This is a genomic window from Escherichia sp. Lx600-2 (assembly GCF_036662595.1).
Classification (GTDB): domain Bacteria; phylum Pseudomonadota; class Gammaproteobacteria; order Enterobacterales; family Enterobacteriaceae; genus Escherichia; species Escherichia coli.
Map to the genome: position 1 here is coordinate 62,038 of NZ_JAYQWM010000016.1, position 19,994 is coordinate 82,031.

At 50.8% G+C, this 19,994-nt stretch carries 17 protein-coding genes and 1 pseudogene; 14 read left to right on the plus strand and 4 right to left on the minus strand.

Features of this window, described 5'->3' with window-relative positions:
- Nucleotides 1-16 precede the first annotated feature (16 nt).
- The 7 genes from syd to gudD all read left to right on the plus strand — a co-directional run bounded on the left by syd (nt 17) and on the right by gudD (nt 7,252).
- The gene (syd, locus tag OQV04_RS08520; protein WP_000342431.1) at nt 17-562 is read left to right on the plus strand and encodes a SecY-interacting protein; all 546 of its coding nucleotides are present in this window, start codon (nt 17-19) and stop codon (nt 560-562) included.
- A 621-nt stretch (nt 563-1,183) separates the two neighbouring features.
- Nucleotides 1,184-1,513: a YqcC family protein gene (locus OQV04_RS08525; protein ID WP_000206991.1), complete on the plus strand. Its 330-nt coding sequence runs from the start codon at nt 1,184-1,186 to the stop codon at nt 1,511-1,513.
- Nucleotides 1,513-2,295: a tRNA pseudouridine(65) synthase TruC gene (gene truC, locus OQV04_RS08530; RefSeq protein ID WP_000890001.1), complete on the plus strand. Its 783-nt coding sequence runs from the start codon at nt 1,513-1,515 to the stop codon at nt 2,293-2,295. Before OQV04_RS08525 ends, truC begins: the two co-directional genes overlap by 1 nt.
- A 17-nt stretch (nt 2,296-2,312) precedes the next feature.
- Nucleotides 2,313-2,762 (plus strand): flavodoxin, encoded by a 450-nt coding sequence (locus OQV04_RS08535; protein ID WP_000807764.1) that lies wholly within the window; start codon nt 2,313-2,315, stop codon nt 2,760-2,762.
- Nucleotides 2,763-3,196: 434 nt separating this feature from the next.
- Nucleotides 3,197-4,549: a galactarate/glucarate/glycerate transporter GudP gene (gene gudP, locus OQV04_RS08540; protein ID WP_105955803.1), complete on the plus strand. Its 1,353-nt coding sequence runs from the start codon at nt 3,197-3,199 to the stop codon at nt 4,547-4,549.
- Nucleotide 4,550: 1 nt separating this feature from the next.
- Nucleotides 4,551-5,891 (plus strand): enolase C-terminal domain-like protein, encoded by a 1,341-nt coding sequence (locus OQV04_RS08545; RefSeq protein WP_000211779.1) that lies wholly within the window; start codon nt 4,551-4,553, stop codon nt 5,889-5,891.
- Between the two features lie 20 nt (nt 5,892-5,911).
- Nucleotides 5,912-7,252, plus strand: coding sequence for a glucarate dehydratase (gene gudD, locus OQV04_RS08550; protein WP_000098255.1), 1,341 nt, complete (start codon nt 5,912-5,914; stop codon nt 7,250-7,252).
- A 231-nt stretch (nt 7,253-7,483) separates the two neighbouring features.
- Here the strand turns inward: gudD and barA are convergent, their stop codons facing one another.
- Nucleotides 7,484-10,240 (minus strand): two-component sensor histidine kinase BarA, encoded by a 2,757-nt coding sequence (gene barA, locus OQV04_RS08555; RefSeq protein ID WP_000186450.1) that lies wholly within the window; start codon nt 10,238-10,240, stop codon nt 7,484-7,486.
- 56 nt (nt 10,241-10,296) lie between these two features.
- Here barA and rlmD point away from each other — a divergent pair, with 56 nt between their 5' ends.
- From rlmD to eno, 7 genes are all read left to right on the plus strand, one after another.
- Nucleotides 10,297-11,598, plus strand: a complete 1,302-nt coding sequence (gene rlmD, locus OQV04_RS08560; RefSeq protein WP_000046821.1) for a 23S rRNA (uracil(1939)-C(5))-methyltransferase RlmD — start codon at nt 10,297-10,299, stop codon at nt 11,596-11,598.
- 47 nt (nt 11,599-11,645) lie between these two features.
- The gene (gene relA, locus OQV04_RS08565; protein ID WP_000226815.1) at nt 11,646-13,880 is read left to right on the plus strand and encodes a GTP diphosphokinase; all 2,235 of its coding nucleotides are present in this window, start codon (nt 11,646-11,648) and stop codon (nt 13,878-13,880) included.
- 77 nt (nt 13,881-13,957) lie between these two features.
- Nucleotides 13,958-14,206 carry a type II toxin-antitoxin system antitoxin MazE gene (mazE, locus tag OQV04_RS08570; RefSeq protein ID WP_000581937.1) on the plus strand — a complete coding sequence of 83 codons (249 nt, stop codon included), beginning with the start codon at nt 13,958-13,960 and terminating at the stop codon, nt 14,204-14,206.
- Nucleotides 14,206-14,541 carry an endoribonuclease MazF gene (mazF, locus tag OQV04_RS08575; protein ID WP_000254738.1) on the plus strand — a complete coding sequence of 112 codons (336 nt, stop codon included), beginning with the start codon at nt 14,206-14,208 and terminating at the stop codon, nt 14,539-14,541. The genes mazE and mazF overlap by 1 nt, the downstream gene beginning before the upstream one ends.
- Before the next feature lie 70 nt (nt 14,542-14,611).
- On the plus strand, nt 14,612-15,403 hold the full coding sequence (gene mazG, locus OQV04_RS08580; RefSeq protein ID WP_032281519.1) for a nucleoside triphosphate pyrophosphohydrolase: 792 nt from the start codon (nt 14,612-14,614) through the stop codon (nt 15,401-15,403).
- Nucleotides 15,404-15,630: 227 nt separating this feature from the next.
- Nucleotides 15,631-17,268: a glutamine hydrolyzing CTP synthase gene (gene pyrG, locus OQV04_RS08585; RefSeq protein ID WP_000210878.1), complete on the plus strand. Its 1,638-nt coding sequence runs from the start codon at nt 15,631-15,633 to the stop codon at nt 17,266-17,268.
- A gap of 87 nt (nt 17,269-17,355) precedes the next feature.
- Complete coding sequence (gene eno / locus OQV04_RS08590) at nt 17,356-18,654, plus strand: phosphopyruvate hydratase (protein WP_000036723.1); 1,299 nt, start codon at nt 17,356-17,358, stop codon at nt 18,652-18,654.
- 59 nt (nt 18,655-18,713) lie between these two features.
- Here eno and OQV04_RS08595 read toward each other — a convergent pair whose 3' ends face one another.
- The 3 genes and pseudogenes from OQV04_RS08595 to OQV04_RS25030 form a co-directional block, all read right to left on the minus strand.
- A complete protein-coding gene (locus tag OQV04_RS08595) occupies nt 18,714-19,616 on the minus strand; it encodes a TPM domain-containing protein (RefSeq protein WP_332641703.1) in 903 nt (300 codons plus the stop codon).
- A pseudogene (locus OQV04_RS08600) lies at nt 19,613-19,933 on the minus strand (hypothetical protein); the annotation flags it as partial. The gene OQV04_RS08595 and the pseudogene OQV04_RS08600, both read right to left, overlap by 4 nt.
- Nucleotides 19,934-19,937: 4 nt before the next feature.
- Complete coding sequence (locus tag OQV04_RS25030) at nt 19,938-19,994, minus strand: IS1 family transposase (RefSeq protein ID WP_003032489.1); 57 nt, start codon at nt 19,992-19,994, stop codon at nt 19,938-19,940.

A 19,994-nucleotide genomic window follows, 5' to 3' on the forward strand; every position in this document is an offset into this window, starting at 1 on the left:
GTGAAGAGAGAAATTAGTGGACGATTTGACCGCACAAGCCCTGAAAGATTTTACTGCACGCTACTGCGATGCGTGGCATGAAGAGCATAAAAGCTGGCCGTTAAGTGAGGAACTGTACGGCGTTCCTTCACCGTGCATTATTTCAACTACTGAAGATGCCGTATACTGGCAACCCCAGCCGTTTACCGGGGAACAAAATGTAAACGCGGTTGAACGCGCTTTTGATATTGTGATACAACCCACAATTCATACCTTTTATACGACTCAGTTTGCCGGGGATATGCACGCGCAGTTTGGCGATATCAAACTGACATTGCTGCAAACCTGGAGTGAAGACGACTTCCGTCGGGTGCAGGAAAATCTGATTGGTCATCTGGTGACTCAGAAAAGGCTAAAACTGCCACCCACGCTATTTATCGCGACGCTGGAAGAAGAGTTAGAGGTCATCTCGGTGTGTAATCTCTCCGGTGAAGTGTGTAAAGAGACGCTGGGAACACGTAAACGGACGCATTTAGCCTCAAATCTTGCGGAATTCCTTAATCAACTTAAGCCTCTTCTGTAATCCAAATACCCCATCTGGTTGTGAGAGATCTCTTACAGACTCTGTAGGAGATCGCCAGGAAATAAGCGAATACTTAAAAAGATAATAATCGTTATTTTCATTTAAAAACAACATGTTGCTTGTTAATTCCTAACTTTCATATGAAATTTTCCTTAAGGCATTGTCTGTAAGCGCCTTGTAAGACTTCGCGAAAAAGACGATTCTATCTTCGTCGACAGGGAGTCAGACAACGAAGTGAACATCAGGATGATGACACTTCTGAAGGACACACCAGGATGGTGTTTCAGGGAAAGGCTTCTGGATGAAGCGAAGAGGATGACGCAGGACGCGTTAAAGGACACCTCCAGGATGGAGAATGAGAACCGGTCAGGATGATTCGGTGGGTCAGGAAGGCCAGGGACACTTCAGGATGAAGTATCACATCGGGGTGGTGTGAGCAGGAAGCAATAGTTCAGGATGAACGATTGGCCGCAAGGCCAGAGGAAAAGTTGTCAAGGATGAGCAGGGAGCAACAAATGTGGCTGGAATGCTGCGAAACGAACCGGGAGCACTGTGAATACAGTGCTCCCTTTTTTTATTCCTGCTATCCTTCGCGGCAGTTTTTCTTATTGAGGTTGCTTTATGACCACTCATGACCGCGTTCGTCTCCAGTTGCAGGCGCTTGAAGCGTTACTGCGTGAACATCAGCACTGGCGAAACGATGAACCCCAGCCGCATCAATTTAACAGTACCCAACCGTTCTTTATGGACACCATGGAACCACTGGAGTGGTTGCAATGGGTGCTGATCCCACGAATGCACGATTTGTTAGATAACAACCAGCCGTTACCGGGCGCTTTTGCTGTTGCACCCTATTATGAAATGGCGCTGGCGACGGACCATCCGCAACGCGCGCTTATTCTGGCTGAGTTGGAAAAACTGGATGCTCTTTTTGCGGATGATGCGAGCTAATGCTGGAAATACTCTATCAGGATGAATGGCTGGTTGCGGTAAATAAACCCTCCGGCTGGCTGGTTCACCGCAGCTGGCTGGATCGCGACGAGAAAGTAGTGGTCATGCAAACCGTGCGTGACCAGATAGGCCAGCATGTTTTTACTGCTCATCGTCTGGACCGACCCACTTCTGGTGTGTTGTTGATGGGATTATCCAGCGAGGCCGGACGGCTGCTGGCACAACAGTTTGAACAGCACCAAATCCAGAAACGTTACCATGCGATTGTGCGCGGCTGGTTGATGGAAGAAGCGGTGCTGGATTATCCACTGGTGGAAGAACTGGACAAAATCGCTGATAAATTTGCCCGCGAAGATAAAGGCCCGCAGCCAGCAGTGACGCATTATCGCGGTCTGGCGACCGTAGAAATGCCTGTAGCGACCGGACGTTACCCGACCACGCGCTACGGCCTGGTGGAACTGGAGCCGAAAACCGGACGCAAGCACCAGCTCCGTCGCCATCTTGCCCATTTGCGTCATCCGATTATTGGCGATAGCAAACATGGCGATTTACGCCAGAATCGCAGCGGTGCTGAGCATTTTGGTCTTCAGCGGTTAATGCTGCATGCCAGTCAGTTGTCATTGACGCATCCTTTTACTGGCGAGCCGCTGACTATTCACGCGGGCCTGGACGACACCTGGATGCAGGCGTTATCACAATTTGGCTGGCGCGGTCTGCTTCCTGAAAATGAAAGGGTTGAGTTCAGTGCGCCATCGGGTCAGGATGGAGAGATAAGTTCCTAATCCAGGGAGAAAACGGTATGGCGGAAATTGGTATTTTTGTCGGCACCATGTACGGAAATTCGCTGTTAGTGGCGGAAGAAGCAGAAGCAATTCTGACCACACAGGGCCACAAAGCAACGGTATTTGAAGATCCTGAATTAAGCGACTGGCTGCCCTATCAGGATAAGTATGTTCTGGTGGTTACGTCCACGACCGGGCAGGGCGACCTTCCTGATAGCATTGTGCCGCTCTTTCAGGGAATCAAAGATAGTCTGGGCTTCCAGCCGAATCTGCGTTATGGCGTGATTGCGCTCGGCGACAGTAGTTATGTGAATTTCTGCAATGGCGGCAAACAGTTCGATGCCTTGTTGCAGGAACAGAGCGCTCAGCGGGTTGGCGAAATGCTGTTGATTGACGCCAGTGAGAACCCGGAACCGGAAACGGAATCAAATCCGTGGGTCGAACAGTGGGGCACGCTGTTGTCCTGATATGTTCAGCGAGCGGTAAATGTCGTTTTAGCGGTGCTGAATCGAATCTTTTCAGGCAAATGCCAGTAAAAACTGCTTCATAGCGCGGATTTTTACTGGCGTTTGCCTGGAGTCAAGCGATCCATTTCATACTCTTCTTTATTTCTTCGTTTTAACCCTTCCTTTCTTGTTCTTGTTTTCATTTCCGTGAAGTGGATTCCACCGTCCAGGGCTAATGCCAAAATCGGGCCTCATTGAACGCATTAATGTTGTGTTGTTGCACGGTGAGCCGCTATGGCGCGCTTTTTATACTGCTATTGCCAGATATAAACACGCGCCGTATTCGGCGAACGACCTATAAAAACGGCAAAAAACACCCTACGTCACCTCTGATTTCCTGGCGATGTCGCAGTCCAGAGTGAGCGTGGTTAACGCGAATTTTCAGGAGTGCAACAATGAGTTCTTTAAGTCAGGCTGCGAGCAGTGTGGAAAAACGCACGAATGCTCGTTACTGGATAGTGGTGATGTTGTTTATCGTCACATCCTTCAACTACGGCGACCGCGCTACGCTTTCTATTGCCGGTTCGGAAATGGCCAAAGATATCGGCCTTGATCCCGTGGGAATGGGCTATGTGTTCTCTGCCTTCTCATGGGCTTATGTTATCGGGCAGATCCCTGGTGGTTGGTTGCTGGATCGTTTTGGTTCAAAACGCGTCTACTTCTGGTCGATCTTTATCTGGTCGATGTTTACCTTGCTGCAAGGCTTCGTCGATATCTTTAGTGGATTCGGCATTATCGTTGCCCTGTTTACTCTGCGCTTCCTGGTCGGGCTTGCTGAAGCGCCATCTTTCCCCGGCAACAGTCGCATTGTTGCGGCCAGGTTTCCGGCGCAGGAAAGGGGAACGGCGGTGTCGATTTTTAACTCCGCTCAATACTTCGCAACGGTGATCTTCGCGCCGATTATGGGCTGGCTGACGCATGAAGTGGGCTGGTCACACGTCTTCTTCTTTATGGGCGGTCTGGGGATTGTCATCAGCTTTATCTGGTTGAAAGTCATCCACGAGCCAAATCAACATCCGGGGGTAAATCAGAAAGAGCTGGAGTACATCGCCGCGGGTGGCGCGCTGATCAATATGGATCAGCAAAACACCAAAGTTAAAGTGCCGTTCAGCGTGAAGTGGGGGCAGATCAAACAACTGCTCGGGTCACGGATGATGATCGGCGTTTATATCGGTCAGTACTGTATCAACGCCCTGACTTACTTTTTCATTACCTGGTTTCCGGTTTATCTGGTGCAGGCGCGTGGGATGTCGATTCTGAAAGCGGGCTTTGTGGCTTCCGTTCCGGCGGTTTGTGGTTTTATCGGTGGTGTGCTGGGTGGGATTATTTCCGACTGGCTGATGCGCCGCACGGGATCGCTGAACATTGCGCGTAAAACACCGATCGTAATGGGCATGTTGCTGTCGATGGTGATGGTGTTCTGCAACTACGTCAACGTTGAGTGGATGATTATCGGCTTTATGGCGCTGGCCTTCTTCGGTAAGGGCATTGGGGCGCTGGGTTGGGCAGTAATGGCAGATACCGCGCCAAAAGAGATCAGCGGTCTTTCCGGTGGCCTGTTCAACATGTTCGGTAACATTTCTGGCATCGTCACGCCAATCGCAATTGGTTATATCGTTGGCACGACTGGCTCCTTTAATGGGGCGCTGATTTATGTTGGTGTTCATGCCTTAATCGCGGTACTGAGCTACCTGGTGCTGGTGGGCGATATCAAGCGTATCGAGCTGAAACCTGTCGCGGGGCAATAAGATGACGACACAATCCAGTCCTGTTATTACTGATATGAAAGTCATTCCGGTCGCCGGACATGACAGCATGTTGCTCAATATTGGTGGTGCGCATAACGCATACTTCACCCGCAATATCGTGGTACTCACCGATAACGCCGGGCATACCGGCATTGGTGAAGCGCCGGGCGGAGAGGTGATTTATCAAACACTGGTCGAAGCTATTCCGATGGTGCTGGGCCAGGAAGTTGCGCGCCTGAATAAAGTGGTTCAGCAGGTGCATAAAGGTAATCAGGCCGCCGATTTTGATACCTTCGGTAAAGGGGCCTGGACCTTTGAATTGCGCGTTAACGCCGTGGCGGCGCTGGAAGCCGCCTTGCTTGACCTGCTAGGTAAGGCGCTGAATGTTCCGGTCTGCGAACTGTTAGGGCCAGGCAAGCAACGCGATGCTATTACCGTCCTCGGTTATCTGTTTTATATCGGTGATCGGACCAAAACCGATCTTCCTTATCTGGAAAATACGCCGGGCAACCATGAGTGGTATCAGTTGCGCCATCAGAAAGCGATGAACAGCGAAGCCGTTGTGCGTCTGGCGGAAGCCTCACAGGATCGCTACGGCTTTAAAGATTTCAAACTTAAGGGCGGCGTGTTACCTGGCGAGCAAGAAATCGACACTGTTCGTGCATTGAAGAAACGCTTCCCGGATGCGCGGATTACCGTTGATCCCAACGGTGCATGGCTGCTTGATGAAGCCATTTCTCTGTGCAAAGGACTGAATGATGTTCTTACCTATGCCGAAGATCCATGCGGCGCAGAACAGGGCTTCTCCGGACGTGAAGTGATGGCGGAGTTTCGGCGGGCGACCGGCTTGCCCGTCGCGACTAATATGATCGCCACCAACTGGCGCGAAATGGGTCATGCGGTGATGCTCAATGCGGTAGATATTCCACTTGCCGATCCGCACTTCTGGACGCTTTCCGGTGCAGTCCGAGTGGCGCAGCTTTGCGACGACTGGGGGCTGACCTGGGGCTGCCATTCCAACAACCATTTCGATATCTCTCTGGCGATGTTTACCCATGTGGGCGCGGCGGCACCGGGTAATCCTACCGCTATCGATACCCACTGGATTTGGCAGGAGGGCGATTGTCGCCTGACCCAAAATCCGCTGGAGATTAAAAACGGAAAAATTGCCGTTCCTGATGCGCCCGGTCTGGGCGTGGAACTGGACTGGGAACAGGTACAAAAGGCACATGAGGCCTATAAACGTCTGCCTGGCGGTGCGCGTAACGACGCAGGCCCGATGCAGTACCTGATTCCCGGCTGGACCTTTGACCGTAAACGTCCCGTTTTCGGCCGTCATTGATTCTGAAAAAGGACATAAATATGAGTTCTCAATTTACGACGCCTGTTGTTACTGAAATGCAGGTCATCCCGGTGGCGGGCCATGACAGTATGCTGATGAATCTGAGTGGTGCACACGCACCGTTCTTCACGCGTAATATTGTGATTATCAAAGATAATTCTGGTCACACTGGCGTAGGGGAAATTCCCGGCGGCGAGAAAATCCGTAAAACGCTGGAAGATGCAATTCCGCTGGTAGTGGGTAAAACGCTGGGTGAATACAAAAACGTTCTGACGCTGGTGCGTAATACTTTTGCCGATCGTGATGCCGGCGGGCGCGGTTTGCAGACATTTGATTTGCGTACCACTATTCATGTAGTTACCGGGATAGAAGCGGCAATGCTGGATCTGCTGGGGCAGCATCTGGGGGTTAACGTGGCATCCCTGCTGGGCGATGGTCAACAGCGTAGCGAAGTCGAAATGCTCGGTTATCTGTTCTTCGTCGGTAATCGCAAAGCCACACCTCTGCCGTATCAAAGCCAGCCGGATGACTCATGCGACTGGTATCGCCTGCGTCATGAAGAAGCGATGACGCCGGATGCGGTGGTGCGCCTGGCGGAAGCGGCGTATGAAAAATATGGCTTCAACGATTTCAAACTGAAAGGCGGTGTACTGGCCGGGGAAGAAGAGGCCGAGTCTATTGTGGCACTGGCGCAACGCTTCCCGCAGGCGCGTATTACGCTCGATCCTAACGGTGCCTGGTCGCTGAACGAAGCGATTAAAATCGGCAAATACCTGAAAGGTTCGCTGGCTTATGCAGAAGATCCGTGTGGTGCGGAGCAAGGTTTCTCCGGGCGTGAAGTGATGGCAGAGTTCCGTCGCGCGACCGGTCTACCAACCGCAACCAATATGATCGCCACCGACTGGCGGCAGATGGGCCATACGCTCTCGTTACAATCCGTTGATATCCCGCTGGCGGATCCGCATTTCTGGACAATGCAAGGTTCGGTACGTGTGGCGCAAATGTGCCATGAATTTGGCCTGACCTGGGGTTCACACTCTAACAACCACTTCGATATTTCCCTGGCGATGTTTACCCATGTTGCCGCCGCTGCACCGGGTAAAATTACTGCTATTGATACGCACTGGATCTGGCAGGAAGGTAATCAGCGCCTGACCAAAGAACCGTTTGAGATCAAAGGCGGGCTGGTACAGGTGCCAGAAAAACCGGGGCTGGGTGTAGAAATCGATATGGATCAAGTGATGAAAGCCCATGAGCTGTATCAGAAACACGGGCTTGGCGCGCGTGACGATGCGATGGGAATGCAGTATCTGATTCCTGGCTGGACGTTCGATAACAAGCGCCCGTGCATGGTGCGTTAAGACAGAAAACCAAAACCGGCTCTATCTGGAGCCGGTTTGAGACTGATGCTAAACGCAAAATAGCCTGTTGTGCTATGTATCAGGTCTACATCATTTTTTAATTCATTGAATTTAATTGGTTTTGTAGGCCGGATAAGGCGTTAACGCCGCATCCGGCATAAACACAGGCACTTTGTCACCAATCTGAAACCAGCGTCATAAAAAGCCGATTGCTACTCGACAAGACGTCCGTTACCCGAGAATTTTGCTGGCTTCGCGCGCGACATTATCCATCTCGTCCAACAGTTCCAGCAGCTCCGGCTCCAAATCTTCTTCTTTAGTACCGCTACGTAGCTGTTGTTCGATCAGTTGGCAGAGATTCTTCATACGCGGCACACCGCTATAGCCGCAACTGCCATGCAGTTTATGAATCAAATCAACCAGGCCTTCCGGGTTTTCTCCAACCAGCTGTTCCTCAACTTTGTTGCGAACTTCAGGCAGGAAATCGAGTAACATTTGCAGCATATCGCGCGCCAGATCGGTTTTTCCTGCTGCCTGGCGTAGTGCCAGTTGCCAGTCGAGGGTCGCATTCGGGTTCACCACAATTTCGTTGACTTCGGGCGTCACGACGCGAGAGGAAATACCGCTGCCAGGCTTGTAGCGCAACAGCAAATTATGCAATCGCTCTTCTTCAATCGGTTTCGCCAGATAATCACTCATCCCTGCGCCAAGCAGCTTCTCTTTTTGCCCGGCCATTGCATGCGCCGTTACCGCGATAACCGGCGTTTGTTGCTGATGGGGGAGCTGGTGGATGAGTTCGCAGGCCCGAATGCCGTCCATGTCCGGCATTTGAATATCCATTAAGATCAAATCGAACGGCATCTGTTTCGCCCGTTCAACCGCCTGATGCCCGCTATCGCAAAGTTCCACATGTTGCACCATATCTTCCAGCAATGCGCCGATAAGTTTCAGGTTAGCGGGGTTGTCATCAACCGCCATGACTGTCATTGCCAGCTTACTTTCATCGGTTACAGGCAAAAGCGTGTTTTGTTTGTGATGACAAAATTCCGTCAGGGCAGGCAACAGGCGCGTAGGTGTTAATGGTTTCAGCAGACACGCGCCGATACCATCTTGCTTGAGTTTTTCAGCATTGACTTGTGCATGGCAAGGAAGTGCCAGCATCAGGAAATCGGTCATCGATACCGCTTTCGCTAATCGCTCATGTTGCATTGTTAGCGGCTCGCGGAAGGTCACCGCGATGCCTAACAACATCATGTCGTAATGCGCGGGAGGCAGCGCGGAGAACGTTGGGCTATAAACCACTTCCAGCGGCGTTTCACTTAAAATATCCAGCGTGCATTGCGCTGCTGCGGAGTTTGGTTCGACATAGGCCAGGCGCTTACCGGCGAGGCACTGGGTGGATGGCCCTTCGATAATAATGTTCGGGTTCAGATCGAGATTAATGTGGAACCAGAAAGTTGAACCGCGATTCGGCTGGCTATGGAACGAAATATCGCCGCCCATTTCATTAACCAGTTTTTGTGTAATCACCAGCCCCAGCCCGGTGCCACCATGACGGCGGGAAATACTGGCATCAGCCTGTCGGAAGGCCTGGAATAAGCGCGATTGATCGCGTTCAGGAATACCAATGCCGGTATCCCTAATCTGCACTTCAATCTGCACTTTGGTATTACTCAGCGCACGTTTTTCTACCAGAATATCAATGTTGCCATTCTCGGTGAATTTAATTGCATTCCCCACCAGATTAGTGATGATTTGCTGTAATCGCAGTGGGTCGCCGATCACGTTATCAGGCACGTCGCTCTTAATATTGAGCGTCAGTTCCAGCCCTTTATCGTGAGAAGAATGAGCCAGCAGGGTAACGACTTCATCCAGCGTGCTGCGTAGTGGGAATGGAATACTTTCCAGAATCAGCTTACCTGCTTCCAGTTTTGAGAAGTCGAGAACATCATTAATTATTGCCAGCAAATTATTTGCCGAACGTTCAATCGTATTCAGGTGATCGCGCTGCGTTGGTGTTAATTCTGTTTTCAGCGTCAGGCGGGTAAAGCCAATAACACCATTCAGTGGTGTACGCAGCTCGTGTGACATATTTGCCAGAAACTCGGATTTAATACGCGCCGCTTCCTGGGCGCGCTTTTTCGCCAGATCCAACTCAACGTTCTGAATTTCCATCTGCTCCAGCGTTTCACGCAGATCGGACGTCGCCTGGTCGATATTGTGCTGCATCTCTTCGTGATAAGCAGCCAGCGACATTGCCATCGAGTTGATACCGTTTTTGAGCATATCCAGCTCACCAAGCATAAATCCTTCCACCCGGCTGTCGAGTTGCCCGCGACGGATGCGGTCTACGGTATTCACCATGTTGCGAATCGGACCGGTTACATCGCGCATTAAGCGCCAGCCAAAAATAAGCGCAATACCGATACAAAACAGCATCATCACGCTGGAAATAAAGATCTCTTTATATTGCTGCAAGCGAACCGATTTAAGATCCAGCTCAAGCGCAATATATCCCAACATATTTTGACTATTTTTGGCATCGCTACTGGGCGATTCGTCAGGGGAGTAACTCTCAGAAATAATCGGCGTGCGGAGGATCATAATATCGCCGTCACGAGTGACAGTGAGCTGGCGAGGAAACGGCACGTTGCTGCCGAGCTGCATTGATGAGGGATCAAGATGAAAATTGGAGGTGACAAAGAGTCGGTTATTTTCATCATAAACCGAAATCGCGCGAACAATATCGGAATGGCGACGATGCAGTACGCTTATTAACTGACCGATAGATTCGCGATTTTGCAGGCTCATGCCATATTCAGTAGAAACTGCAAGCGGCTCAATAATGCTGGCACCGGCATCTTCCAGTTGACGCTGCAAGTCGTTATAGCGATGCACGACGAAAAAGATACTCAGCAATAAACCAATAAGGACGGTCGGTGCCAGGATCAGAATCATCATGCGTGCGCGCAGGCTGTAGTTGGTCATGGAGTTCCGTTATGGGACAATTAAGGTCACACTGTTAAATTGAGAAAGTCTCGCCAATGGCGCAATTCTACTCTGCAAAACGACGCACGACGACGCGTCAGATCATAACCGTTTCAGTCAACGACCTCGACTCTTTTGGTCAGGGCGTGGCGCGACATAACGGCAAAACGCTATTTATCCCCGGATTATTGCCGCAGGAAAACGCGGAAGTTACTGTTACTGAAGATAAAAAACAGTATGCCCGCGCTAAAGTCGTACGCCGGTTAAGCGATAGCCCGGAACGCGAAACGCCACGCTGTCCTCATTTTGGCGTATGCGGCGGCTGTCAGCAACAACACGCCAGCGTGGATTTACAGCAGCGAAGCAAAAGTGCGGCACTCGCCCGATTAATGAAACACGAAGTCTCTGAAGTGATCGCCGATGTTCCCTGGGGCTATCGCCGTCGCGCGCGTTTAAGTCTGAATTACTTACCGAAAACACAGCAACTTCAGATGGGGTTTCGCAAAGCGGGCTCCAGTGACATTGTCGACGTTAAACAATGCCCCATTTTAGTGCCCCAACTTGAAGCATTGCTGCCCAAAGTCAGGGCATGCCTGGGCAGCTTACAAGCTATGCGCCATCTTGGTCATGTTGAACTGGTACAGGCAACCAGCGGCACGCTGATGATTTTGCGCCATACCGCACCGCTAAGTTCGGCAGATCGCGAAAAACTGGAACGCTTTTCGCATTCTGAAGGCCTGGATCTGTATCTCGCCCCCGATAGTGAGATACTCGAAACCGTCTCTGGTGAGATGCCCTGGTATGACTCAAACGGGTTGCGCTTAACTTTTAGCCCGCGCGATTTTATTCAGGTCAATGCGGGTGTGAACCAAAAAATGGTAGCGCGTGCGTTGGAATGGCTGGATGTGCAACCTGAAGATCGCGTACTGGATCTGTTCTGCGGTATGGGCAACTTTACACTGCCATTGGCGACACAAGCTGCCAGTGTGGTCGGTGTAGAAGGTGTTCCGGCGCTGGTGGAAAAAGGCCAGCAGAATGCGCGTCTTAATGGCTTACAGAATGTGACGTTTTATCACGAAAATCTTGAAGAAGATGTCACAAAGCAGCCGTGGGCGAAAAACGGCTTCGATAAAGTGTTGCTGGACCCGGCGCGAGCAGGTGCCGCAGGTGTTATGCAGCAAATTATAAAACTGGAACCTATTCGTATAGTTTATGTATCCTGTAACCCTGCAACGCTGGCTCGGGATAGCGAAGCGTTATTAAAAGCAGGATATACCATTGCGCGACTGGCGATGCTGGATATGTTCCCACACACGGGACATCTGGAATCGATGGTACTTTTCTCGCGCGTTAAATAGTTGCGATTTGCCGATTTCGGTAGGTCTGGTCCCTAAAGGAGAGGACGATGGTTGCGGTAAGAAGTGCACATATCAATAAGGCTGGTGAATTTGATCCGGAAAAATGGATCGCAAGTCTGGGTATTACCAGCCAGAAGTCGTGTGAGTGCTTAGCCGAAACCTGGGCGTATTGTCTGCAACAGACGCAGGGGCATCCGGATGCCAGTCTGTTATTGTGGCGTGGTGTTGAGATGGTGGAGATCCTCTCGACATTAAGTATGGACATTGACACGCTGCGGGCGGCGCTGCTTTTCCCTCTGGCGGATGCCAACGTAGTCAGCGAAGATGTGCTGCGTGAGAGCGTCGGTAAGTCGGTCGTTAACCTTATTCACGGCGTGCGTGATATGGCGGCGATCCGCCAGCTGAAAGCGACGCACACTGATTCTGTTTCCTCCGAACAGGTCGATAACGTTCGCCGGATGTTATTGGCGATGGTCGATGATTTTCGCTGCGTGGTCATCAAACTGGCGGAGCGTATTGCTCATCTGCGTGAAGTAAAAGATGCGCCGGAAGATGAACGCGTACTGGCGGCAAAAGAGTGCACCAATATCTACGCGCCGTTGGCAAACCGTCTTGGGATTGGGCAACTGAAATGGGAGCTGGAAGATTACTGCTTCCGTTATCTCCACCCGACCGAATACAAACGCATCGCAAAACTGTTGCATGAACGCCGTCTCGACCGCGAACACTATATCGAAGAGTTTGTCGGCCATCTGCGCGCTGAGATGAAAGCTGAAGGCGTTAAAGCTGAAGTGTATGGTCGTCCGAAACACATCTACAGCATCTGGCGCAAAATGCAGAAAAAGAACCTCGCCTTCGATGAGCTGTTTGATGTGCGTGCGGTACGTATTGTCGCCGAGCGTTTACAGGATTGTTATGCCGCACTGGGGATAGTGCACACTCACTATCGCCACCTGCCGGATGAGTTTGACGATTACGTCGCTAACCCGAAACCAAACGGTTATCAGTCTATTCATACCGTGGTTCTGGGGCCGGGTGGAAAAACCGTTGAGATCCAAATCCGCACCAAACAGATGCATGAAGATGCAGAGTTGGGTGTTGCTGCGCACTGGAAATATAAAGAGGGCGCGGCAGCTGGCGGCGCACGTTCGGGACATGAAGACCGGATTGCCTGGCTGCGTAAACTGATTGCGTGGCAGGAAGAGATGGCTGATTCCGGCGAAATGCTCGACGAAGTACGTAGTCAGGTGTTTGACGACCGGGTGTATGTCTTTACGCCGAAAGGTGATGTCGTTGATTTGCCTGCGGGATCAACGCCGCTGGACTTCGCTTACCACATCCACAGTGATGTCGGACACCGCTGCATCGGGGCAAAAATTGGCGGGCGCATTGTGCCGTTCACCTACCAGCTGCAGATGGGCGACCAGATTGAAATTATCACCCAGAAACAGCCGAACCCCAGCCGTGACTGGTTAAACCCAAACCTCGGTTACGTCACAACCAGCCGTGGGCGTTCGAAAATTCACGCCTGGTTCCGTAAACAGGACCGTGACAAAAACATTCTGGCTGGGCGGCAAATCCTTGACGACGAGCTGGAACATCTGGGGATCAGCCTGAAAGAAGCAGAAAAACATCTGCTGCCGCGTTACAACTTCAATGATGTCGACGAGTTGCTGGCGGCGATTGGTGGCGGGGATATCCGTCTCAATCAGATGGTGAACTTCCTGCAATCGCAATTTAATAAGCCGAGTGCCGAAGAGCAGGACGCCGCCGCGCTGAAACAGCTTCAGCAAAAAAGCTACACGCCGCAAAACCGCAGTAAAGATAACGGTCGTGTGGTGGTTGAAGGTGTTGGTAACCTGATGCACCACATCGCGCGCTGCTGCCAGCCGATTCCTGGAGATGAGATTGTCGGCTTCATTACCCAGGGACGCGGTATTTCAGTACACCGCGCCGATTGCGAACAACTGGCGGAACTGCGCTCCCATGCGCCAGAACGCATTGTTGACGCGGTATGGGGCGAGAGCTACTCCGCCGGATATTCGCTGGTGGTCCGCGTGGTGGCTAATGATCGTAGTGGGTTGTTACGTGATATCACGACCATTCTCGCCAACGAGAAGGTGAACGTACTTGGCGTTGCCAGCCGTAGCGACACCAAACAGCAACTGGCGACCATCGACATGACCATTGAGATTTACAACCTGCAGGTGCTGGGTCGCGTGCTGGGTAAACTCAACCAGGTGCCGGATGTTATCGACGCGCGTCGGTTGCACGGGAGTTAGGCAGAAATTTGCTCGTATCTACAATGTAGATTGATATATACTGTATCTACATATGATAGCGGTTTGAGGAAAGGGTTATGATCCACAGTAGCGTAAAGCGTTGGGGAAATTCACCGGCGGTGCGGATCCCGGCTACGTTAATGCAGGCGCTCAATCTGAATATTGATGATGAAGTGAAGATTGACCTGGTGGATGGCAAATTAATTATTGAGCCAGTGCGTAAAGAGCCCGTATTTACGCTTGCTGAACTGGTCAACGACATCACGCCGGAAAACCTCCACGAGAATATCGACTGGGGAGAGCCGAAAGATAAGGAAGTCTGGTAATGGTAAGCCGATACGTACCCGATATGGGCGATCTGATTTGGGTTGATTTTGACCCGACAAAAGGTAGCGAGCAAGCCGGACATCGTCCGGCTGTTGTCCTGAGTCCGTTCATGTACAACAACAAAACAGGTATGTGTCTGTGTGTTCCTTGTACAACGCAATCAAAAGGATATCCGTTCGAAGTTGTTTTATCCGGTCAGGAACGTGATGGCGTAGCGTTAGCTGATCAGGTAAAAAGTATCGCCTGGCGGGCAAGAGGAGCAACGAAGAAAGGAACAGTTGCCCCAGAGGAATTACAACTCATTAAAGCCAAAATTAACGTACTGATTGGGTAGTGTTACTAACTCACTTCTATTCTGGTCACAGGTTTCCACCTGACGGACCTGCAATTTTCAGGACATTCTAATGAATCAAATCGACCGTTTGCTCACTATTATGCAGCGCCTGCGCGACCCGGAAAACGGCTGCCCGTGGGATAAAGAGCAGACATTTGCCACCATTGCGCCTTACACCCTTGAAGAAACCTACGAAGTGCTGGACGCCATCGCCCGTGAAGATTTTGACGATCTGCGCGGTGAACTCGGCGATCTGCTGTTCCAGGTGGTGTTTTACGCACAAATGGCTCAGGAAGAAGGGCGCTTTGACTTTAATGATATTTGCGCTGCGATTAGCGATAAATTAGAGCGTCGCCATCCGCATGTTTTTGCTGACAGTTCTGCCGAAAACAGTAGTGAAGTGCTTGCCCGTTGGGAGCAAATCAAAACCGGAGAGCGCGCGCAGAAAGCGCAGCATTCGGCGCTGGACGATATTCCTCGTAGTTTACCGGCTTTAATGCGTGCGCAAAAAATCCAGAAACGTTGCGCCAACGTTGGCTTCGATTGGACGACGCTTGGTCCGGTAGTCGATAAAGTCTACGAAGAGATCGACGAGGTGATGTACGAAGCGCGGCAGGCTGTTGTCGACCAGGCTAAACTGGAGGAGGAAATGGGGGACCTGCTGTTTGCCACGGTCAATCTGGCTCGTCATTTAGGGACAAAAGCGGAAATCGCATTGCAAAAAGCGAACGAAAAATTCGAGCGTCGTTTTCGCGAAGTGGAGCGTATTGTTGCCGCGCGTGGACTGGAAATGACAGGTGTTGACCTCGAAACAATGGAAGAAGTCTGGCAACAGGTAAAACGGCAGGAAATTGATCTCTAAGGGAATTACGCGGTCAAGCGCCATTTGTGTCATTTTTTAAATGACAAGCGCTTGATTTGCGTCAAAAACATTTACCCCAAAGGGGCTATTTTCTCACTCCTGATTTCAATAGTGCGCTGGCGAAGAGGAGGGATAATGAAAGTTTGTGGCACAGGTCATGTTCGGGTATACTGCTTTCCCGTCCTGGTTATTCCATCGTCTTTTCAACCTAACTTCTCAGGTTCAGCATGACAACGAACTATATTTTTGTGACCGGCGGGGTCGTATCCTCTCTGGGTAAAGGCATTGCCGCAGCCTCCCTCGCAGCCATTCTTGAAGCCCGTGGCCTCAATGTGACCATCATGAAACTGGATCCGTACATCAACGTCGATCCAGGTACTATGAGCCCAATCCAACACGGGGAAGTGTTCGTTACTGAAGACGGCGCTGAAACCGACCTGGACCTGGGGCACTACGAGCGTTTCATCCGTACCAAAATGAGCCGCCGCAACAACTTCACCACGGGTCGTATCTACTCTGACGTTCTGCGTAAAGAACGCCGCGGCGACTACCTCGGCGCAACCGTACAGGTTATTCCGCACATCACAAACGCTATCAAAGAGCGTGTGCTGGAAGGCGGCGAAGGTCATGACGTAGTACTGGTCGAAATCGGCGGTACTGTAGGTGATATCGAATCCCTGCCGTTCCTCGAAGCGATTCGCCAGATGGCTGTTGAAATTGGCCGTGAGCACACCCTGTTTATGCACCTGACGCTGGTGCCGTACATGGCGGCGTCTGGTGAAGTCAAAACCAAACCGACTCAGCACTCTGTAAAAGAGCTGCTCTCCATCGGTATCCAGCCTGACATCCTGATTTGTCGTTCAGATCGCGCCGTTCCGGCGAACGAACGTGCGAAGATTGCATTGTTCTGTAATGTTCCGGAAAAAGCGGTTATTTCTCTGAAAGACGTCGATTCCATCTATAAAATTCCGGGCCTGTTGAAATCTCAGGGGCTGGACGATTATATTTGTAAACGATTCAGCTTAAACTGCCCGGAAGCGAATCTGTCCGAATGGGAACAGGTTATCTTCGAAGAAGCGAATCCGGTAAGTGAAGTCACCATCGGTATGGTCGGCAAGTACATTGAACTGCCGGATGCTTATAAATCCGTGATCGAAGCACTGAAACACGGTGGGCTGAAGAATCGTGTCAGCGTCAACATCAAACTGATCGATTCACAAGATGTTGAAACGCGCGGCGTTGAAATCCTTAAAGGTCTGGACGCAATCCTCGTACCTGGCGGTTTCGGCTATCGTGGCGTAGAAGGCATGATTACGACCGCGCGTTTTGCGCGTGAGAACAATATTCCTTACCTGGGCATTTGCCTGGGTATGCAGGTGGCGTTAATTGATTACGCTCGCCATGTTGCCAACATGGAGAACGCCAACTCTACGGAATTTGTGCCAGACTGTAAGTACCCGGTTGTGGCGCTGATTACCGAGTGGCGCGATGAAAACGGCAACGTTGAAGTTCGTAGCGAGAAGAGCGATCTCGGCGGTACCATGCGTCTCGGCGCACAGCAGTGCCAGTTGGTTGACGATAGCCTGGTTCGCCAGCTGTACAATGCGCCGACAATTGTTGAGCGTCATCGTCACCGTTACGAAGTCAACAACATGCTGTTGAAACAGATTGAAGATGCAGGTCTGCGCGTTGCGGGCCGTTCCGGGGATGATCAGTTGGTCGAGATCATCGAAGTTCCGAATCACCCGTGGTTCGTGGCTTGCCAGTTCCATCCGGAGTTTACTTCTACTCCACGTGATGGTCACCCGCTGTTTGCAGGCTTTGTGAAAGCCGCCAGCGAGTTCCAGAAACGTCAGGCGAAGTAAGTAAAAAAGTTAGAACGGCAACGCGTACCCTGGGTACGCGTTGTTTGTCTGGAGTTTCAGTTTAACTAGTGACTTGAGGAAAACCTAATGTCCAAAATCGTAAAAATCATCGGTCGTGAAATCATCGACTCCCGTGGTAACCCGACTGTTGAAGCCGAAGTACATCTGGAGGGTGGTTTCGTCGGTATGGCAGCTGCTCCGTCAGGTGCTTCTACTGGTTCCCGTGAAGCTCTGGAACTGCGCGATGGCGACAAATCCCGTTTCCTGGGTAAAGGCGTAACCAAAGCTGTTGCTGCGGTAAACGGCCCGATCGCTCAGGCGCTGATTGGCAAAGATGCTAAAGATCAGGCTGGCATTGACAAGATCATGATCGACCTGGACGGCACCGAAAACAAATCCAAATTCGGCGCGAACGCAATCCTGGCTGTATCTCTGGCTAACGCCAAAGCTGCTGCAGCTGCTAAAGGTATGCCGCTGTACGAGCACATCGCTGAACTGAACGGCACTCCGGGCAAATACTCCATGCCGGTTCCGATGATGAACATCATCAACGGTGGTGAGCACGCTGACAACAACGTTGATATCCAGGAATTCATGATTCAGCCGGTTGGCGCGAAAACTGTGAAAGAAGCCATCCGCATGGGTTCTGAAGTTTTCCATCACCTGGCAAAAGTTCTGAAAGCGAAAGGCATGAACACTGCTGTTGGTGACGAAGGTGGCTATGCGCCGAACCTGGGTTCCAACGCTGAAGCTCTGGCTGTTATCGCTGAAGCTGTTAAAGCTGCTGGTTATGAACTGGGCAAAGACATCACTCTGGCGATGGACTGCGCAGCTTCTGAATTCTACAAAGACGGTAAATACGTTCTGGCTGGCGAAGGCAACAAAGCGTTCACCTCTGAAGAATTCACTCACTTCCTGGAAGAACTGACCAAACAGTACCCGATCGTTTCTATCGAAGACGGTCTGGACGAATCTGACTGGGACGGTTTCGCATACCAGACCAAAGTTCTGGGCGACAAAATCCAGCTGGTTGGTGACGACCTGTTCGTAACCAACACCAAGATCCTGAAAGAAGGTATCGAAAAAGGTATCGCTAACTCCATCCTGATCAAATTCAACCAGATCGGTTCTTTGACCGAAACTCTGGCTGCAATCAAGATGGCGAAAGATGCTGGCTACACTGCAGTTATCTCTCACCGTTCTGGCGAAACTGAAGACGCTACCATCGCTGACCTGGCTGTTGGTACTGCTGCAGGCCAGATCAAAACTGGTTCTATGAGCCGTTCTGACCGTGTTGCTAAATACAACCAGCTGATTCGTATCGAAGAAGCTCTGGGCGAAAAAGCACCGTACAACGGTCGTAAAGAGATCAAAGGCCAGGCATAAGACTGACTTTATCTGATTTAAAAATGCCAGCCTCCGGGCTGGCATTTTTTATGGTTGAGTTACCAGCGGCCGGATGCGCCGCCACCTCCAGAAGAACCGCCCCCGCCGCTAAATCCGCCGCCACTTGAGCCTCCACCGGAAGAGGATGAAGAAGAACCTTTTCTTGTAGCTCTTTCTTTACTGAGTTTTTTGTATTTGGCGCGTAGCTTTTTATTGACGATAAGCCAAAAAATAACCAGTGGTACGATCGCAAAAGGCGTTAACATACCGCAGGCAACGATTAAATTGGTCCATGGTTCTGGCTCGGCAACATAGAGGAATACCATCCCGTAAATGGCGCCAGTGAGAGTGATCCAGGGTAAATTCGACGGATCGGTAAAAACAATAAAATATGAAAGTACCGCCAGCAATATAATTACAGCAAGCGATAATGGAATAGGGGGATTGATACTGTAATAATCCCCCCTGTCTTCCGGTAATTCACCATTCAACAGAAGTGCGCCGATATTTTCGCTTGCCAGTGTTAATCCACCCATCAGGTCATCACTTTTGAAGGCAGGGATCAATATATCCCTGATAATCTTCGCCGCTTGCAGGTTGGTAACCACCCCTTCCAGCCCGTAGCCAACCTCAATACGAACAGCATGATCCTCCCAGGCAACCAGAAGTAAAATACCATCGTTTCTCTGCTTATCTCCCAGTTTCCAGCTATCAAAAACCCTTGTAGCATATTGTTCAATGGAATCGTCTCCGGTAGACGGCACTACTAATACAGCGACCTGCGCCCGTGTTTTATGTGTAATATCCTGCAGTTGCTGTGTCAGTGATTGTTGTTCAGAAGTGCTTAACGTACCAGTAATATCGGTCACCTGTTGGCGCAGTTCCGGCACAGCAATTTGCTGGGCAAGCCCAGGAAGACACCACAAAGTGAATAGAATAAAGATTAAGCGCATTACGATCACCAACGGCCGGATGAACCGCCGCCTCCTGAAGAACCGCCACCACCGCGGAAAGAATTTCTCGACGAAGAGCGAGAGTGAGCATTACGATTCCCCGTTTTCCTGTTGCTTTTTTCTCCTGATCCCAGCTTAAGATTGCCAGTAAATTTGGCCACAATGATCAGCAGAACGATGCCAGCAATGGTTATTGGACCGATAAAATGATCAATTAACCCAATAATTGTTGAGATGAATGCAATATCTTTAATACTGGCGAACACCAGGCACCATCCCACAATAATTATCAGCATCACGACAAACAATGAATTTGGTAATGACTCCAACTTATTGATAGTGTTTTATGTTCAGATAATGCCCGATGACTTTGTCATGCAGCTCCAC

What these genes read in the sequence shown, in the direction of transcription:
- mazG (WP_032281519.1), top strand. Translation starts at nt 14,612, where the DNA reads ATGAATCAAATCGACCGTTTGCTCACTATTATGCAGCGCCTGCGCGAC.
- pyrG (WP_000210878.1), top strand. Translation starts at nt 15,631, where the DNA reads ATGACAACGAACTATATTTTTGTGACCGGCGGGGTCGTATCCTCTCTG.
- OQV04_RS08545 (WP_000211779.1), top strand. Translation starts at nt 4,551, where the DNA reads ATGACGACACAATCCAGTCCTGTTATTACTGATATGAAAGTCATTCCG.
- relA (WP_000226815.1), top strand. Translation starts at nt 11,646, where the DNA reads ATGGTTGCGGTAAGAAGTGCACATATCAATAAGGCTGGTGAATTTGAT.
- mazE (WP_000581937.1), top strand. Translation starts at nt 13,958, where the DNA reads ATGATCCACAGTAGCGTAAAGCGTTGGGGAAATTCACCGGCGGTGCGG.
- gudD (WP_000098255.1), top strand. Translation starts at nt 5,912, where the DNA reads ATGAGTTCTCAATTTACGACGCCTGTTGTTACTGAAATGCAGGTCATC.
- OQV04_RS08525 (WP_000206991.1), top strand. Translation starts at nt 1,184, where the DNA reads ATGACCACTCATGACCGCGTTCGTCTCCAGTTGCAGGCGCTTGAAGCG.
- rlmD (WP_000046821.1), top strand. Translation starts at nt 10,297, where the DNA reads ATGGCGCAATTCTACTCTGCAAAACGACGCACGACGACGCGTCAGATC.
- gudP (WP_105955803.1), top strand. Translation starts at nt 3,197, where the DNA reads ATGAGTTCTTTAAGTCAGGCTGCGAGCAGTGTGGAAAAACGCACGAAT.
- barA (WP_000186450.1), bottom strand. Translation starts at nt 10,240, where the DNA reads ATGACCAACTACAGCCTGCGCGCACGCATGATGATTCTGATCCTGGCA.
- truC (WP_000890001.1), top strand. Translation starts at nt 1,513, where the DNA reads ATGCTGGAAATACTCTATCAGGATGAATGGCTGGTTGCGGTAAATAAA.
- mazF (WP_000254738.1), top strand. Translation starts at nt 14,206, where the DNA reads ATGGTAAGCCGATACGTACCCGATATGGGCGATCTGATTTGGGTTGAT.
- eno (WP_000036723.1), top strand. Translation starts at nt 17,356, where the DNA reads ATGTCCAAAATCGTAAAAATCATCGGTCGTGAAATCATCGACTCCCGT.
- OQV04_RS08535 (WP_000807764.1), top strand. Translation starts at nt 2,313, where the DNA reads ATGGCGGAAATTGGTATTTTTGTCGGCACCATGTACGGAAATTCGCTG.